The organism is Paenibacillus sp. S-12, from assembly GCF_030363895.1.
Classification (GTDB): Bacteria; Bacillota; Bacilli; order Paenibacillales; family Paenibacillaceae; genus Paenibacillus_B; species Paenibacillus_B alvei.
In genome coordinates this window covers 111,532-127,019 of record NZ_JASIUF010000017.1, presented here as the reverse complement: position 1 = coordinate 127,019, position 15,488 = coordinate 111,532, and the positions used below count along the sequence as shown (strand labels likewise).

The 15,488-nt window shown below is 43.5% G+C and carries 17 protein-coding genes; 12 read left to right on the top strand and 5 right to left on the bottom strand.

The window, feature by feature from the left end; all coding sequences use genetic code 11:
- Window positions 1–175 precede the first annotated feature (175 nt).
- From NO352_RS17290 to NO352_RS17235, 12 genes are all read left to right on the top strand, one after another.
- Window positions 176–976: a polymorphic toxin-type HINT domain-containing protein gene (locus NO352_RS17290; RefSeq protein ID WP_483311847.1), complete on the top strand. Its 801-nt coding sequence runs from the start codon at window positions 176–178 to the stop codon at window positions 974–976.
- A complete protein-coding gene (locus tag NO352_RS25320; RefSeq protein ID WP_289356243.1) occupies window positions 931–1,029 on the top strand; it encodes a polymorphic toxin type 17 domain-containing protein in 99 nt (32 codons plus the stop codon). The genes NO352_RS17290 and NO352_RS25320 overlap by 46 nt, the downstream gene beginning before the upstream one ends.
- Window positions 1,030–1,044: 15 nt before the next feature.
- Window positions 1,045–1,386 (top strand): hypothetical protein, encoded by a 342-nt coding sequence (locus tag NO352_RS17280; RefSeq protein ID WP_289356242.1) that lies wholly within the window; start codon window positions 1,045–1,047, stop codon window positions 1,384–1,386.
- A gap of 364 nt (window positions 1,387–1,750) precedes the next feature.
- The gene (locus tag NO352_RS17275) at window positions 1,751–2,764 is read left to right on the top strand and encodes a polymorphic toxin-type HINT domain-containing protein (RefSeq protein ID WP_289356241.1); all 1,014 of its coding nucleotides are present in this window, start codon (window positions 1,751–1,753) and stop codon (window positions 2,762–2,764) included.
- A 17-nt stretch (window positions 2,765–2,781) separates the two neighbouring features.
- Window positions 2,782–3,129, top strand: coding sequence for a DUF7674 family protein (locus NO352_RS17270; RefSeq protein ID WP_289356240.1), 348 nt, complete (start codon window positions 2,782–2,784; stop codon window positions 3,127–3,129).
- Between the two features lie 1,156 nt (window positions 3,130–4,285).
- Window positions 4,286–5,527, top strand: a complete 1,242-nt coding sequence (locus NO352_RS17265) for a hypothetical protein (RefSeq protein WP_289356239.1) — start codon at window positions 4,286–4,288, stop codon at window positions 5,525–5,527.
- 39 nt (window positions 5,528–5,566) lie between these two features.
- Window positions 5,567–5,905: a hypothetical protein gene (locus tag NO352_RS17260; RefSeq protein ID WP_005548781.1), complete on the top strand. Its 339-nt coding sequence runs from the start codon at window positions 5,567–5,569 to the stop codon at window positions 5,903–5,905.
- 320 nt (window positions 5,906–6,225) lie between these two features.
- Window positions 6,226–6,849, top strand: a complete 624-nt coding sequence (locus NO352_RS17255) for a hypothetical protein (RefSeq protein WP_289356238.1) — start codon at window positions 6,226–6,228, stop codon at window positions 6,847–6,849.
- A gap of 54 nt (window positions 6,850–6,903) precedes the next feature.
- A complete protein-coding gene (locus NO352_RS17250) occupies window positions 6,904–7,488 on the top strand; it encodes a TetR/AcrR family transcriptional regulator (protein ID WP_289356237.1) in 585 nt (194 codons plus the stop codon).
- Between the two features lie 207 nt (window positions 7,489–7,695).
- Entirely contained in the window at window positions 7,696–8,154 is a 459-nt protein-coding gene (locus NO352_RS17245; RefSeq protein ID WP_005548770.1) for a hypothetical protein, read from the top strand.
- Between the two features lie 730 nt (window positions 8,155–8,884).
- On the top strand, window positions 8,885–10,159 hold the full coding sequence (gene hflX, locus NO352_RS17240) for a GTPase HflX (protein ID WP_268598798.1): 1,275 nt from the start codon (window positions 8,885–8,887) through the stop codon (window positions 10,157–10,159).
- Between the two features lie 240 nt (window positions 10,160–10,399).
- A complete protein-coding gene (locus NO352_RS17235; RefSeq protein WP_289356236.1) occupies window positions 10,400–11,797 on the top strand; it encodes an erythromycin esterase family protein in 1,398 nt (465 codons plus the stop codon).
- Between the two features lie 29 nt (window positions 11,798–11,826).
- Here NO352_RS17235 and NO352_RS17230 read toward each other — a convergent pair whose 3' ends face one another.
- The 5 genes from NO352_RS17230 to NO352_RS17210 form a co-directional block, all read right to left on the bottom strand.
- Window positions 11,827–12,375, bottom strand: coding sequence for a DinB family protein (locus tag NO352_RS17230; RefSeq protein ID WP_268620813.1), 549 nt, complete (start codon window positions 12,373–12,375; stop codon window positions 11,827–11,829).
- Window positions 12,376–12,393: 18 nt separating this feature from the next.
- Entirely contained in the window at window positions 12,394–13,158 is a 765-nt protein-coding gene (locus NO352_RS17225) for an effector binding domain-containing protein (RefSeq protein WP_268620811.1), read from the bottom strand.
- Window positions 13,159–13,220: 62 nt separating this feature from the next.
- Complete coding sequence (locus NO352_RS17220) at window positions 13,221–14,171, bottom strand: helix-turn-helix transcriptional regulator (RefSeq protein WP_005548764.1); 951 nt, start codon at window positions 14,169–14,171, stop codon at window positions 13,221–13,223.
- On the bottom strand, window positions 14,168–14,800 hold the full coding sequence (locus tag NO352_RS17215) for a DJ-1/PfpI family protein (RefSeq protein ID WP_005548763.1): 633 nt from the start codon (window positions 14,798–14,800) through the stop codon (window positions 14,168–14,170). The genes NO352_RS17220 and NO352_RS17215 overlap by 4 nt, the downstream gene beginning before the upstream one ends.
- A gap of 91 nt (window positions 14,801–14,891) precedes the next feature.
- Complete coding sequence (locus tag NO352_RS17210) at window positions 14,892–15,161, bottom strand: YciI family protein (RefSeq protein WP_005548762.1); 270 nt, start codon at window positions 15,159–15,161, stop codon at window positions 14,892–14,894.
- Between the last annotated feature and the right edge of the window lie 327 nt (window positions 15,162–15,488).

Sequence of the window (15,488 nt, the reverse complement as noted above, 5' to 3'; positions counted from 1 at the left end):
CAAAAGTAAATCAGTTGCTTGACCAAGCATTGACCACATTAGCAGATCAGCTAGTCGCTGAGAGGTTAGAAGTGATTCGTAACATGAATGAACTTGAAATTGATGCATCTGTGCAGGTACGAAAGTAAAAGCAGATGAATGTTATAAATCTATCGAGGATATAAAAGTCGGAGATATGGTTCAAACCAAGGATGAAGAAACGGGAGAAGTAGGATATCATCCAGTAGAGGAATTGTTCCAACGGGAAACAGAAGAAACTTATCAAGTAACTGTTAAAGGAACGACAATAACGACGACAGAAGAGCATCCATTCTGGATAACGGGTAAAGGTTGGGTTGAGGCAAAAGATTTAAAAGAAGGGGATAAGCTACAAGACCCGGATGGCAAGGAATATCCAATAGAGAAGATTGAAATTAAGAACGAACGGACAACAGTCTACAACTTTAGAGTGCAAGGGGTACACAATTACTTCGTAACGGAACTGCAGATATGGACACATAATTGTGGACGAGGAGTAAACAATTCAACATCGTATTACAGTGTAGGCAATTCAGGCGGAGGTGGCGCAGCTTATCAACGTCCAGTCAACGTTAATAGATTACCTGCCGGAACCGGAATTAACATAACGAAAAAAGAGATGGATTCGTTCTTTAAGTCCACAATGAATAAGGGATTGAAGTCCAAGGGGACGAGTAAAACCACAGATGCTTATGGTGGTTATTACGTACGAAAAGGACAAAGAACGATTGATTATCAAAACAATGTGACTAATCCTATGACTAAAGCTCAGCTACCGAACAAAGGGAGTTTTAGATTCATTCCAGGAGATGAAGTTAAATTCAATAAAAGTCTTGGAGGTTTTGTAAATAAGTTTGGGAACGTATGGAATTGGGGGCCTACCCCAATAAGAATTTTAACTTTGAATGGGATGTGCAGTTATCTAAACAAGGATTTAAGGAATGGGGCAGCTATGTGAAGAAAGGAAAGAATTATATTAACGTAGCTCTAGATGGAACTATTTCGCATTAAATTAAGGAGGTTCACATGTTTCAACTTAGCTTGTTTATAGAATGCAAATCTAATACTGAGGCATTAAACGTTCTAAATGGAGTAATACGTAGATTGAGTGATGAAGTAACATCAATTGATCTAATTGAAAATGAACCTTATTGGAAGGTGGATGGTTGGTTCAAAACTACGTGTAATTTTGAAACGGTAGGCCCGCTCGATTATCAAAGAGCAGACAAAATATTGAGAGTGATTTCGGATAAGTGGTTGTGGGATAAGGGGAAAACATCCGCCCATTCTAGCGCTAAAGAAATGCTAGCTGTTTTTTGTGATCCTATGATACAATTTTCAACTTGTTGGTTTGAGGATTTCGAGTGATCCTTTCAACTTTTTTGTCCTAATTGGCTATATGCCATTCAGAGTTTCTCTTTTGGGAGGGGGGACGAATAACTCATCATTTAACCAACAACACATATAACTTAAACAAAATATAAACCGGGTTTTACAACATAACGACAGGATCGTTCAATAGAACCAACAAACCAAACACTTGATCAACTTTCAAAAGCCCTTTCCCACTTGAACCATGAGTAGGAAAGGGCTTTTTTACGTGCTCACAATCAAAGGAGGACGAAATGAATAGCAGAAGAAGTACAGGCAGCAGTTTAATGAGGATACGTATGAAGGGGACATCAAGAATCCGCTGAGTTTGAATTTGTATACGTATGTCGGGAATAATCCATTGATCCGTTGGGATCCGAGCGGCCATAATTGGGTTACAAACGAATGGAACACATTCGTAAGTGATATGAAAAAGATTCACTCCTCTTGGTACTCTGCAGCAGATTATTGGACTATGGGATCAGTCTCTCAAATTAACGACTACATTAAAGTCAGCAAAGAAAAACCTATGTCTCTGGAGCAATGGCTCAAAGCTGCAGAATTGTTTATGGAAATTACACCGATGAAGGCAGCAAACCAAGGTGTTAAATTAAGTAAGAAAGTGAATACGGTAGTAAAAAAAGCAGTTAAGGGCTGTAATTGTTTTACTGCCGGAACAAAGGTTCAAACAGATGAAGGGGAGAAAAATATCGAAGACATTGAAGTCGGAGATAGGGTTCTCGCCAAGGATGAGAATAACCCTGATGGAGAATTGGCTTACAAAGAAGTAACGGGGTTATACCGTAACCAACGTGATGATATTATTAAGTTACATGTTGGGGAGCAGCTCATCGAGACGACCGACAACCATCCATTCTGGGTGGAAGGAAAAGGTTGGGTCTTCGCTGATGAACTTCAAGTGGGCGATAAACTCCAAAAGGCAGACGGAAGTAACCTAACGATTGATAATGTTGAGTCCGTTAAACTGGATGAGTCTGTTACAGTTTATAACTTTACGGTTGCGGATTTCCATACGTATTATGTAACGAATTTGGGAGTTTGGGTTCATAATACGAATTGCTTTAACTTAAATGTAAAACCGAGTGTGTCCAATTCTAAGTTGCAGAATATTGTGAAAGATCTGTATAAAGGTCAAAATATGCCTAATCTTATAGGTAATGGTACAACAATGGATGCTATTCGCTATGAATTAATAACCGGCCAAGCTGTTGGTGGTAAATTCCATAGTCAAAAGGGGAAAGATTACAGCAGAGCACTTGAAAAATTGATTAACAGTGGAAATCTAAATTCCAAAGACAGGACTGCGGCACAAGCGATATTTAATGATTTACAAAAAGCATTGGCAGGAAAATAGTAAGAGGTGAAAGATATTTGGAATACGAGAACTTAATCGAACGATTATTAAAAGCTGTGCCACAAATTAGACCGTATTATGAAGAAGAAATTGAATGGCTTGAAGAAGATTTACCTCATGTCATTTTTGGTATGGTGGTAACTCCATTTCTAATTAAGTCTATAAAAGAGGAGAAAGAAATTACTAATCTCTATGACTTCTTTGAAGAAATGGCATTATCAGAAGAAAAGGTTCAAGAAGTATTGGTTGTCTCTGTGATAGAATCTTTAATAACGGAGAGAGAGATTATCGAAACAGCCAAGTCTAACATGGGGGAGTCAACTAGAATAATTTGTGAGACGGTAGAAAAAGCATACGGATTCTAATATAGAGATTTTGAAGTGCATCCCTTAATAATAGACCTTGGATAAACACCCCTAGTGTTACTCCGATGAATAACTATAGGGGGTGCATTTTTTATGGCTCCCAAAGGACAGAAACCACAAGAAAGTTCTACGTTTGATGCAGGCTATGAATTTACGAACCAATAATATCTGCCGAAAGCGTCGTTGTAACTATTCCCCATCCACAGGTGGACGAGTTGCTGATAACTTGCTACAACGGCAGTTTCAAGTGGAGGTTCCCAATCAAAAGTGGATGACCGATGTCACTCAGTATCGTGTAGCGTACCTTTCGGCCATCAAGGACTTATCTTGGCGTAGAAGATAATGCGTCGGGGATAGTTACGGATTTCTGTGCCGTATCAAAGTAAAAATAATTAAAAATATTGGTTGCAAGACTACACAATGAAGAAAAGAAGGGTAATCATAATATGGGGATAAACGGATTGATAAAAAGAGTGGCTTATCTTGTTCTTATAAGCTTGTTCTACTTTACAATTTCATCGGATAGTTATGTGATGGCTGGCATATCTCGTGGTTTAAACGATTTGAGCTACGTCATAGAGTCGTTCGAAAGAGGAGACCTGAACCAAACGAATTACGTAGCGGAGTCGGCAGGATAACAAGCGACCCGCAGCAAATCATCACGGGAAAGCATTCTGTGTATGTGGAATCCTCTCCAAAAGAAGAGTGGAAAGATGCGATTTATACCAATCCGAATAAAGTACAGTTTGAGAAAAAAATACAACCTATGCGGTGACGTTTTCTTATAAGAGCATAGTAGAGCCAGTACAAGGGAATAATGGTTATTTTTATTTTACGGCCACCGGGAGTAGGATCGGATTTTAAAAGCGATAAAGGGTGGACGGAATGGACAGGATAAGCGAGTAAGACGGGAACGAAGACGATCACCTTTAAAACAGGAGAGGAAGAAAACTATTTTCTCGTCGTATGAGGAATCCATAACGGAGGGGCGTTATCCCTAGATGATATTATAATAAAAAAAGATGAGTATCAAGTATGATGCAAATGGACGATTAAGCCGAGTTTATTTACCGGGTAATGTTGACTTTAAATATTTTTATGATGCCAATGGAAATTTGGTGCGGCGTGAGAGTGATTTTAGAAAGGATACGTAATTATGAAAAAGACAAAAAAGGTAATAGTCCCCTTTTTGATTGTAATCATATTAACCATGGTACAGTCAGGACTCGTATATGCAGAAAATATAGATTTTACATATGATGAATCAAACCGATTGACGCACATCGATAAAATTCAATTTATATATGATAACAACGGTAATTTAGTAGAAAAGATGAAAATATATCGTGATAATGAGATCCCCTATGTTGCATCTAGTGATTTCTCATCGAATCAAGGAAGAAATCATTGGTACTATCAAGAATGGGATGGAAAAGAATATAAAAATTTAGAATGGGATGATGCATTAAAACAGTGGAAAGGAAGTCAGTATTGGCTAAGGGTGGCTCGTGAGTTTCAACATCCGGATGGTAATGATTCGGTTCGAAAATGGGTAGCCCCGAAACGTGGAGAAATCAAAATAACGGGGAAGGTAGCAAAAATGGAGGGCCAAGTACTCGGGGATGGCGTTCAAGTGAAAGTAATGAAAAATGAAGTCCAAATGTGGCCCTCTTCCGGTTGGCACGAGATAGCATTCAATGATACTCAGGGCATAGATGTTAATATAACGACAGAGGTAGAAAAAGGGGATTCTATCTTTTTCATAGTCAATCAAAAGCAAACAATTGATTATGATGGAACATATTGGGATCCTAAAATCACATATATTACGTCTTCTGCAATTAAAGAGTTTTCTTCAATACAAGGGGACGGTAACTGGTATTATCAAGAATGGAATGGGAAAGAGTACAAAGACCTGACTTGGAATGCTGACCTAAAGCAATGGCAAGGTAGTACTTTCTGGCTCAGAATAGCTAGAGAGTTTCAGCATCCTGATGGTAATGATTCGGTACGAAAATGGGTAGCCCCAAAGGATGGTAAAATAAATATTACCGGAAAAGTCGCAAAATTAGAAAGGCAAATATATGGGGATGGGGTACGTGTAAAAATAAAGAAAAATCGTACTCAGATATGGCCAACATCAGAATGGAAGGATATAGCATGTGATGATACGAAAGGCGTGAATATTTCTTTAGTGACGGAGGTAGAGAAAGGGGATTCCATTTATTTTATAGTAAATCAGAATCAAACGATCGATTATGATACCACCTATTGGAATCCAACGATCATGTATATCCCTTCTGTTTATAATGGTTCAAAGGAATTCTCGACGATCCAAGGCAAAGATAATTGGTACTATCAAGAGTGGGATGGGAAAGAGTATAAGAACTTAACGTAGAATGATGAGCGTAAACAGTGGCAGGGGAGTTCTTATTGGTTGAGAATTGCTCAAGATTTCATGCATCCAGATGGAAACGATGTTGTACGAACCTGGGTTTCTCCGAGAAATGGGAGTCTTCAAATTACGGGGAACGTAGCAAAACTAAAAGGGCAAGTTCTTGGTGATGGGGTTCGCGTAAAAATTATGAAAAATAAAAGCCAAATTTGGCCTGTAACCGGATGGCATACAATTTCAAATGATGATATCAAAGGGAGCGATATAAAAATCTCAGTAGAAGTGGAAAAAGGGGATTCTATATATTTTATTGTTAATCAAAATCAGACAATGAACTATGATGGGACTTCATGGAATATTACGTTGTCCTTATTCCCATAAATTGATTTAACATCCGATGTCTATGTATTTTCATAAGGAGCAGTAGTCATCATCCTAGTGAGTATAGGTAATGTTGGAATACAGAGAAGGCTGATCATTAGAAAGAGGATTCTCCTTCTTTGTATCGTGTCTCGAAGCGAATTGTTAGTTCTTCGAATCCATCAACCTACCCGAAATCTCATTATTAAGCGTTATGGTTAGGACAAAGAGTCCTGCTTCAATACACTGTCACCCTGCATTGACAGCTCATTTTTTGCGTTCTAAAATGATAATATGAAACTATATTAGTATTAAAAGTTTCAAAAAAGGGAGGGCTTTGCATGGTATGGATTAAGAAAAAAGATGTCTTAACCGCTACATTCCTTTCTGCTTTTCTCTTTTTGCTCTTTTGTTATCTTAGCTCGGGGTATGAGCTGATCGTCACCTTTGCCCTTGGTATCGTGTTTGCGTACTCGATTTTTATTACATTGTATAGGAGGAAAATTGAACCGAGTGAACCATTGCAAATACTGCCGTTTTTCTTCGGTGTTTTAGCTTGGCAGTTCATTCATTTTTCCGAAGAATTCTCTACTGGATTTGCGACTCGCTTTCCTCTCATCTATGGCGGCGAACCTTATACTGCGCAATTTTTTGTTGTGCTGAACATGGTCTCCTATTCCTGCTTCGCTCTTGCTGCTATCTTTGCTTTCATCCGGCGCAAGCCTGTTCTTCTTATTCCCGTTTTGTTTTTTACCGCCTATGGTGCGCTCGGCAATGCGATTGCTCATACGACGTGGAGTCTTTATTTCGGCGAATATTTCCCCGGCTTGTATACGGCTCAAATGTATTGGGTTCTTGCACCGCTGCTGCTTCGAAAATTGATAGGGAACGGGAAGGTGACCCTGCTCCTGATCATTCCTTATGCCGTTCTCCTACCGATTGCTTTAATCGCCGCTCTTGTTTAGAATGAACATAATTCATTGCAGTAGATATTATCTTTCCGGAAGAGGATACCTGATATGAGTAAAAAGACGGAAGCGAGACTGTTACAGCATGCTTCATCCCAGTTCTTTCGGCACGGTTACTCCAATCTATCCGTGGACGATCTCGTGCAGGGGATTGGCATGAGCAAGGCTACGCTTTACCGCTATTTCGATTCAAAATACGACTTGCTGGAAATTGTGATCGAGAAGCTATTTCAAGAAATTGAGGCTGACATTCATGAGCTGCTTGCAAGCAAGCAAGAGCCTGAAGTGAAACTGCGCACCTTTATGGCCTTGATGGTAGAACGTCTAAACGGTATTGAGCGATCCGCGATCGAGGATATACAGCACAGTGTGCCTGTTTTATATGAGAAATTTCAAAATTTGCGCAAGCACGTCATCATTAATCATTTGGTGAAGGTATTAGAGGATGGTGCCGAGCAAGGCTATTTTCGGAAGAATATCGATCAAGGCGTTGTAGCACATATTATCTTTGCAGCGATCGAATCGTTGACCGATACCGATTATCTGGCTGAGAGCCGCTACCGTTTTTCCGAAATTTTCGACATGGTGCTAACGATTGTCATGTATGGAAATGTTGTAGGCACGTCGGAGCGCTGACGATTATTTTGTATATATAACTACTTACTTTACCATTGAGCGATTACTCGTAGCACAGGCAGGAGGCCTGTGTTTTTTGTTTTTAGCCAGTTGAGAAACTTTTACATTCGTTTCTGAAATGTAAATCATTGTATTACAGGAATATTTCCCATTACAGAACGATATTGTTATATTGTTACAAAATTAATTGAAGTGGAGTGGATACATTTGAAAAGAGCATTTGCTTTATTGCTTGCGATCTCGTGCGTTGCCATGCTTTCTCAGACTGCTTTTGCGCAGACGAGTTCTGATGCAATTCACGGATCGACCCCATCGGTTTCTCAGGAACAGACTGCTTCAGACAATGTAATTTATCGTTTTTGGCATCGTTACCTTAATAAAGAAGGCACGATGAGAAAGGTAGAGGGAACCTTCACGCTTAATACGACATATACGATTACGTTCCGCGTGTTCCAAAGCCCATCCGATAGCTCGAACAATGGAAAACCGATCTACTCACACTTCATCCTGCACAATAATAATAACGGCAGCTTTGTCCCGATTAATGTCAACGGAACATTTAGCACTCCGTCCATTACGCTATCGCCTGGTACATACAGCATGTATTACGAGAATAAATCCGATTTTCTTATCGATTTTGACGCCTTTGTCCTTAGCTCTAGTTAGTTGTATGCATCTAGGAGAATAAGATTTGTGCAGATAACTACTTGCTTCAATACTTTGGCTGTGTTAGGATGAGGATAACTTTGACAGAACGGAGGGTTCACAGTGGTAAATAAGGCAACCAACTTCCGCTTCGGAAGAATCCGATTGAATGCATGTGTCACTAACTGAATAGTGCTCATAAGCTCTGCCTGTGTGCAGAGTAATCGGGATTGGTCTGCCTTGTTGCTACGGAACCGTATAGGATTGGTTTGCGACAGAAGAGGGAGGAGATCGTGCCTGCCCTCTTTTGTTGTGCCCATAATGCCCGTCTGCTGCTGATGAAGGGGAGAACTGCTTCTCTTTCAGCTTGAGTAATGGTGCGTCTTCGCTTGTTTGTCGATCCGTTTTTGGATTTCGGGATCTAGTGGAAGCGTATCTTATGAAGTGTAAAGGTGTGGAGGTGTAGAAATGCGCAGTCGATGCGCAGTCGCACCTGCATGGCAGCAGGTTAGGGAAGTGCCGTATCCAGCGATTCGAATGGGAACGCGGTTCCTGTAAGACAGAATACCAACATTCTGTTATAGGGACACTCAATCAGGCTGGCTGGATGTTGTCCGACAACCAAGGATGCGATCCAACAATTGAACGATTACTCGGAGCACAGGCGGGAGGCCTGTGTTTTTTTGATGCACCAAGCTGTATGGAAGAGATAACGAATTGAACTGAACAGAACATTTGGAGGAATGAATATATGGAACAACTAACCATTGAATTACAAAAAGCCGTGCTTGTCGGTGTAAATATGAATCATCAGCCTGACTTTGATTATTCGATGGAGGAATTGGCGAACTTGGCTGGCGCCTGCGATATTCAAATCGTTGGCAGGGTAACGCAGAATTTGAGCCGCCTTCATACATCGCATTATATTGGCACAGGCAAGCTGCAGGAAATTACGATGATGCTCAATCAGCATGCAGCCAATCTTGTTATTTTTAATGATGAGCTGTCACCGTCGCAGCTTCGCAATCTTGAAGCCGATTTGGACTGCAAAGTCGTAGATCGCACGCTGCTTATTCTGGATATCTTCGGACAGCGTGCGAAGACACGCGAGGCACAGCTTCAGGTTGAGGTGGCAGAGCTGCAATATATGCTGCCGCGCCTTGTTGGCCTGCGTGAATCGCTTGGCCGCCAAAGCGGCGGTGTCGGCACGAAGAACCGCGGGACGGGGGAGACAAAGCTTGAGTTGGATCGCCGCCGGATCGAAGAAAGAATTACGACTATGAGCAGAGAGCTGGAAGCGCTCGTAGCGCATCGCCAAATTCAGCGCAAGAAACGGAAGAAGACGGAAATTCCAGTCGTTTCGCTTGTCGGTTATACGAATGCGGGCAAATCGACGGTTATGAATGCGCTCGTAGAGAAGTTTACAGGTTCGCAGGAGAAATTCGTGTTCGAAAAGGATATGCTGTTCGCAACGCTGGAAACGTCCGTCCGCAACATTGAGCTGGAGGATAACAAAGAGTTTCTGCTTACAGATACCGTTGGCTTTGTCAGCAAGCTGCCGCATCATCTCGTGAAGGCATTCCGCTCTACGCTGGAGGAAGTGCGAGAAGCTGATCTGCTCGTGCATGTCGTTGACTTTTCCAATTCGGAGTATGAGCAGCACATTCACATTACGAATGAGACGCTGAAGGCAATCGGTGTAGAAGATATTCCGATGATTTATGCTTATAACAAGATCGATTTGAAAGAGGGCGAAATCCCGGAATCACAGGACAATTCCTTATATATTTCAGCCAAGGGCAAGCAGGGGCTGGATGAGCTAATCGCAGCGATTCGAGGACAGGTATTCCGCAATTACGTAAAGTGCGAAATGCTCATTCCGTATCATGAAGGGCAGCATGTTTCTTACCTGAACGAGCATGCGCATGTGCTTGCGACCGAATATGAAGAACAGGGCACGAAGCTGGTTCTAGAATGCAAGCAGAGCGATTATCAGAAGTTTGCACAATATGTGCAGCCATCTTAAGCGGCAGCAATGACTATCTCTTTTTGCAAGTGAAATAGACAGTAACGATTGTGTCTCTGAGGCGATCCTTAGGCAGCTTAGCTGCTTAGAGGGTCGTCTTTTTTATGGAACTGATAGGGACTCACCTGTTATCGTATCGAAAAAATTGAAAGAGAGCACAAATTGTCAAAAAGGCTAGCAACGGAATCCGTATGATGAAGATAATAAAGAAACGATGCGCTAAGAAGGGGCTGTAGTTAGATGAATAGAAAAGAAAGCAAATGGGGTAGACATCGCTTTTTTTGCTCACTGCTCTCCTTGATCATGCTTGCGTCTGCTTTTACGCCGGTTGTTGGAGCCGGGGGGATAGCAAGATCATATCAAGTCGCACTGTCCGAGTGGAAACATTGGGCGGTGGACCATGCTTATGCAATGAGCAAAATACAACCGGAACAATGGTCTTCGAGCGGTGGATGGATCGAACAAGGTAAATTTAGTGATCTGGATATGCTAATTCCGCTGCTGGCTGACAAGCGAATTGTCTATTTGGGCGAAAATTCGCATGGAGTTGCTGAATTCAGTTTGGTCAAGACGCGCATGATTCAATATTTGCATCAGACGCTTGGATACAACATCGTTGCCTTTGAGAGCGGATTGGGCGATGCTGCGCTAGCTCAAGGAGAAATGAAAAAGAGTGCGGCTCAGCAGACGATGAAGCGTTCCATATTCGGCGTCTGGTGGACAGAAGAGACGAAGCCGCTGTTCGAATATATGAAGGCAACGCATGCAAGCGAATCTCCGTTGCGGCTTGCGGGCTTCGATATCCAGATGCAGTCCTCGCTCTTCAATCATGCGGATTGGATACCAAGCAAGTCGCTGAAGAACAAAGCGCTGCAAGCGGAACGGGAGGTTCATAAGTGGAGACTGAGTAAGGATCTGGACGGGTTCCGCAAGGCGAAGCCTGAGTTAGTTAAGGTATACGAAGAACTGCTGCAAGCCGTGGCGAACAATGCAGACGCAATAAAGCGTGAATTTCCAGATGAGCCGCATATCGTCAAGCTGATGAAACGCGCACTGCAGGATCGCATCCGGGTTATTCAGGAATTCAATGAGCTGTGCATTCTGTCCAATCAATTGACGGAACAAGGAGATTACAGCGGAGCGCAGGCCATGATGGAATGGCGGGATCGGGCAATGGCTAGCAATTTGGCATGGCTGGCTACAGACATATATCTGGAAGAAAAGATTATTGTATGGGGACATAACGGTCATATAAGCAAAGCCCAGTCTCTTATCTCTTCCATGCCGAAGAGTATGGGAGAGCTTATGCCTGAAGCGCTGCAGCAGGAGAGCTATGTTATTGGTTTGTTTATGGGCGAAGGGCAAGCAGCCGAGAACACGAGGGAACCTATTCAGTTGAGCCCCATTCTTCCCGGATCAATGGAGGATATTTTGGCCGCTGCAGGACAGCCATATACATTTATGGATTTGCGCTATCGGGAAAATGAGCGGGGAAATTCGTGGATGTTCGAACGGATGATTGCTTCTTACCAGGTGATGATGCCGTTCCCGCTGGAGCTGAGACGACACTTTGATGGCGTGCTGCTAATCAAGCAAGTGAAGATGCCAACCTATTTGCCGAGCACAAATCAATCCTAGAGCAGCTATTAAGTCAAACGAAAAACGCCCTATCTATGGGCGTTTTTGTTATGGTATTGAGTTTGTCGCGGCATGAATTTGTCGGAGTGCTCCATGTGTTGCAATACCGATTCAATTTGTTTCTTATGATGGCTGTCGTGAGCGTTAAATTCATGAATGACGTACAGCAAAGAATAAGGGATGCCCGTGTATGGACATGTTGCTTCTCCATTTGCGGGAACCTGCTTTGCAGCCATGTCAGGATCAGCTAACAGTGCTTCAACGAGCTGATGGCGCGTTTGCTTGAACTCTTCGAGCAGATGAATTTGAGATACCCCAGAATTGGCATAATCATAAGCAAGCTTATTAAACGGGTCAAAATCAGGAAAGAGCATTCCTTCCCCGTTCTGAATCGCAGGGATGACGGTGAAGAGCAAGTGCTTATCCCAGTTCGTAAGATGCGAAATAACTTCAGCAACAGTTGCTTTACCTTCCGCAATCGGTTGTGACCAGACACTCTCATTAATTTGACGCAAGGTGTCGGTCCACTTTGTAAATTGTTTATACCGTAGAATGGTTTGTTCGTCTAACGCAATCATATTCGAAGCCTCCATTCTCTATTTAATTGCAATATAAATATCAACCTGTGCATCCTGCGGATTGGCGCTGCGCTCGTCATAACGCTCGAAATCTCCGGTAAAGGTTCGCTCTTCGCCTGAAGATAGCGACCATTTCCAGATGGACTGCCAAGCGCGGGCAACAACCTCGGTAACAGGGCCGCGTTCTGTCGTGAAAACGGCATACTTGGCAGCCGGCACCTCCGCGACTTCCAATCCTGCTGGGGCATCTGCGCTCAAATCAATGGAAGCACCTATGAGCATCGTATATTCGCCCATAGCCCCATTCTCATAGTCGCTGTAGCAGCCGTAAATGGTTCCAGGCTCTTTGACATTGGGAATACGTACGGCAATCTGCTCTGACCAGAACTGGCCCCACAACGGTCCCAGCTTGCCATTGCCGCTCATTTCATTGGCATTCGTTGTACGCGTTGCAATCCCGGCAAGTTTCATCGCACCCAGTTCTACAATTCGGTTTGGTTGGAGTGAAGCGGCTGCATCTCCGTTCGCGACGCTCCAGCGCTTCAAGTCCGGCAGGAATTGCTGCAACATCGTACGGGCAGTCGATTCTTCCATTCCATCCAGCACCATAAATGGCACACAGATGTCGATCATCTCTTCAAGTGTAATATCGGGATTTGTGAATGCTCCATCCTTGTAGCAGTGAATACAATATTCACGAACTAGCTTGTTTTCCTTATTCGTTCCGAACTGATTCTCCTGCTCCATCGGCATTCCACAGCTTTGGCATATCATTTGATTCATGAATGATCACTCCTGTATCGTTGATGGCTTCATTATAAAAAAGAGAACCTGACAACACTCTGTCAGGTTCCATTTTGCGTTTCATATTTTTCAACAATACGAGCCGCGATTTGGTTGATATGCTGTCGAATGAACTGCGGTTCAAGCACTTCGACATGATTGCCAAAGCTCAGAATAAAGCCGTATAGCCAGTTGTCAACCGGGAACGGAACAGATGCCACTACGGTGCCTTCGACGTCTTCCTGCAACTCCTCCACGCCGAACCATTCTTCCGCTATATGACGCACCTCAGCATCGAAGCGAAGGACGACCCTTTCCGTACGTTCCGGGGCATGCCACTCTTGATCCCAAGGAAGGTCATGAACAGCAACCTCCTGCCGCTCGAAGATCTGGGCTTCTACGTGCAGGTCTTTCATGCGGAGCAGCTTGAACAGGCGGAACTGATCACGCAGCCTGCAGTATGCATACAGATACCAACGCTGTTGCTTCAGTACAAGCGTATAGGGTTCAGCGGTGCGGACGGATACCTTCCCGCCGGCGTTGCAATAGGTAAACGTGACGGCATGCTGCTGCTCAATCGCATTTTTCAGCCTCAACAGCTTTTGCTCCTGCACGCCATTGCTGCCCCAAGGGGAGAAGTCTACTAAAAACTGCTGCGTCTTCAATTGGAACTGCGCTGAATCTGCTGGCGGTACAATGCTGCTCAGCTTCTCAACAAGCAGTTCATTGTCGGTGCTTGGGTGGGAGGAGGAGATGCTTTGCAGCGCAGTCACAATAGCGGCAAGCTCATCGTTCGTCAGCAGGTTTCGATCAAGCCGGTAACCTTCCGCCAGACCGATGCCGCCGCCGGCTCCTTGATACGTGACGATGGGGATGCCAGCTTGGTTGATCGCGTCAATGTCCCGATAAATCGTTCTTACGGATACCTCGAAGCGGTCAGCCAGTTCCTTGGCCTGAACCAGCTTGTGATTCATAAGGAGAATGACTATGGATAGCAAGCGATCAATTTTCATGTTGCGCTGCTGCTTGAGTCGAATACAATGTCGTATTCCATATCTTTCGCAGTTGTTCGGGCAACCTCCGCGCCAAGAAGCTGCTGGACAAGGTAGAAGGCCATATGGATGCCAGCGGAAATGCCTCCGGATGACACGATGGAGCCATCTGCAACAAACTTTACATCTCGTACGACTTCAACCTCTGGATACTTATTTGCTAACAGATCATAACTGGCCCAATGCGTCGTTGCACGCTTCCCATTCAGCAGGCCTGCCTCCGCAAGCAGCAGTGCTCCTGTGCATACTGAGGTCATATAATCGACAGTGCGCATTCGCTCCTGAATCCATTTGATCATGTGCGGGTTATGGAGTTCCCGTTTTCTTGCTCCGAGCCCTCCAGGGACGATGACGATATCAAAATGCGGCGCATTGCAGAAGCTGAAGTCAGGAACGACCTTCAGTCCGTTACGTGCGGTAATCATATTGCCGTGCTCCGATACCGTGCGCACTTGAAATGGTTTTAAGGCAGTCGTGTCAGGATCTTGATCGGGATAGGTTGTAACTGACAGCACCTCGAAAGGGCCTGCAAAGTCCAGCACCTCAACATCATCAAATAACACAATTCCTACATTCCATTGCTGATTCATACAAGTTCATCTCCTTCCTAATATAGAAGAACATGCCCGCACCGGGGCGAACCAGTGGGGCATGATTGCGAATAACGAAGCATGAAGCGAATTATGCCTGAACGAGCTGGAGCTTCCATTCGCGCAAGTCCAATTTGCGTACGCCTTCTTGTATATAAGGATCGTTCTCGGCAAGTTGCTTGGCTTCCTCTAAATTCTCGGCAATGTAAATGACCATGCCGCCTGATCCGTCACCAAACGGCCCCTTCGCGAATACTTTCCCCTCTTTGCCGAGTTGTTCCAAGTATTCTAAATGATTTGGGCGATACGTCAAGTTTTTACTTTCGTCCTGCATTTCCAGAATTGCTGCAAAATAGGCCATGTTCAATACCCCTCCCATTGATTCCCTTAGTGTGTTCTTTGCATTCATTATAGCAAATGGATGGGCTTGCGACAGATTTTCTATAATTCGACGAAATTAGCTTAGAGTTGACTTCAAGGAATACAAATCGACAGCATTAGAGGAAGAAAGGCGGTCTCAGCGCGGAAAAGGGCGATTACTTTTCTTGCAGGAGCAGTTGAAATCTACGTTCTCTATGATATAAATTATAATAATAGCAAGTGTTAATTTAGAAATCTTATTTTATGAAAACTCTTCTTAGGGATTACATCGAGTTCAATGAACGGCAGATGAATGACATCTTGACTT

What these genes read in the sequence shown, in the direction of transcription:
- NO352_RS17290 (WP_483311847.1), top strand. Translation starts at nt 176, where the DNA reads ATGGTTCAAACCAAGGATGAAGAAACGGGAGAAGTAGGATATCATCCA.
- NO352_RS17280 (WP_289356242.1), top strand. Translation starts at nt 1,045, where the DNA reads ATGTTTCAACTTAGCTTGTTTATAGAATGCAAATCTAATACTGAGGCA.
- NO352_RS17265 (WP_289356239.1), top strand. Translation starts at nt 4,286, where the DNA reads ATGAAAAAGACAAAAAAGGTAATAGTCCCCTTTTTGATTGTAATCATA.
- NO352_RS17255 (WP_289356238.1), top strand. Translation starts at nt 6,226, where the DNA reads ATGGTATGGATTAAGAAAAAAGATGTCTTAACCGCTACATTCCTTTCT.
- NO352_RS17250 (WP_289356237.1), top strand. Translation starts at nt 6,904, where the DNA reads ATGAGTAAAAAGACGGAAGCGAGACTGTTACAGCATGCTTCATCCCAG.
- hflX (WP_268598798.1), top strand. Translation starts at nt 8,885, where the DNA reads ATGGAACAACTAACCATTGAATTACAAAAAGCCGTGCTTGTCGGTGTA.
- NO352_RS17235 (WP_289356236.1), top strand. Translation starts at nt 10,400, where the DNA reads ATGAATAGAAAAGAAAGCAAATGGGGTAGACATCGCTTTTTTTGCTCA.
- NO352_RS17230 (WP_268620813.1), bottom strand. Translation starts at nt 12,375, where the DNA reads ATGATTGCGTTAGACGAACAAACCATTCTACGGTATAAACAATTTACA.
- NO352_RS17225 (WP_268620811.1), bottom strand. Translation starts at nt 13,158, where the DNA reads ATGAATCAAATGATATGCCAAAGCTGTGGAATGCCGATGGAGCAGGAG.
- NO352_RS17220 (WP_005548764.1), bottom strand. Translation starts at nt 14,171, where the DNA reads ATGAAAATTGATCGCTTGCTATCCATAGTCATTCTCCTTATGAATCAC.
- NO352_RS17215 (WP_005548763.1), bottom strand. Translation starts at nt 14,800, where the DNA reads ATGAATCAGCAATGGAATGTAGGAATTGTGTTATTTGATGATGTTGAG.
- NO352_RS17210 (WP_005548762.1), bottom strand. Translation starts at nt 15,161, where the DNA reads ATGGCCTATTTTGCAGCAATTCTGGAAATGCAGGACGAAAGTAAAAAC.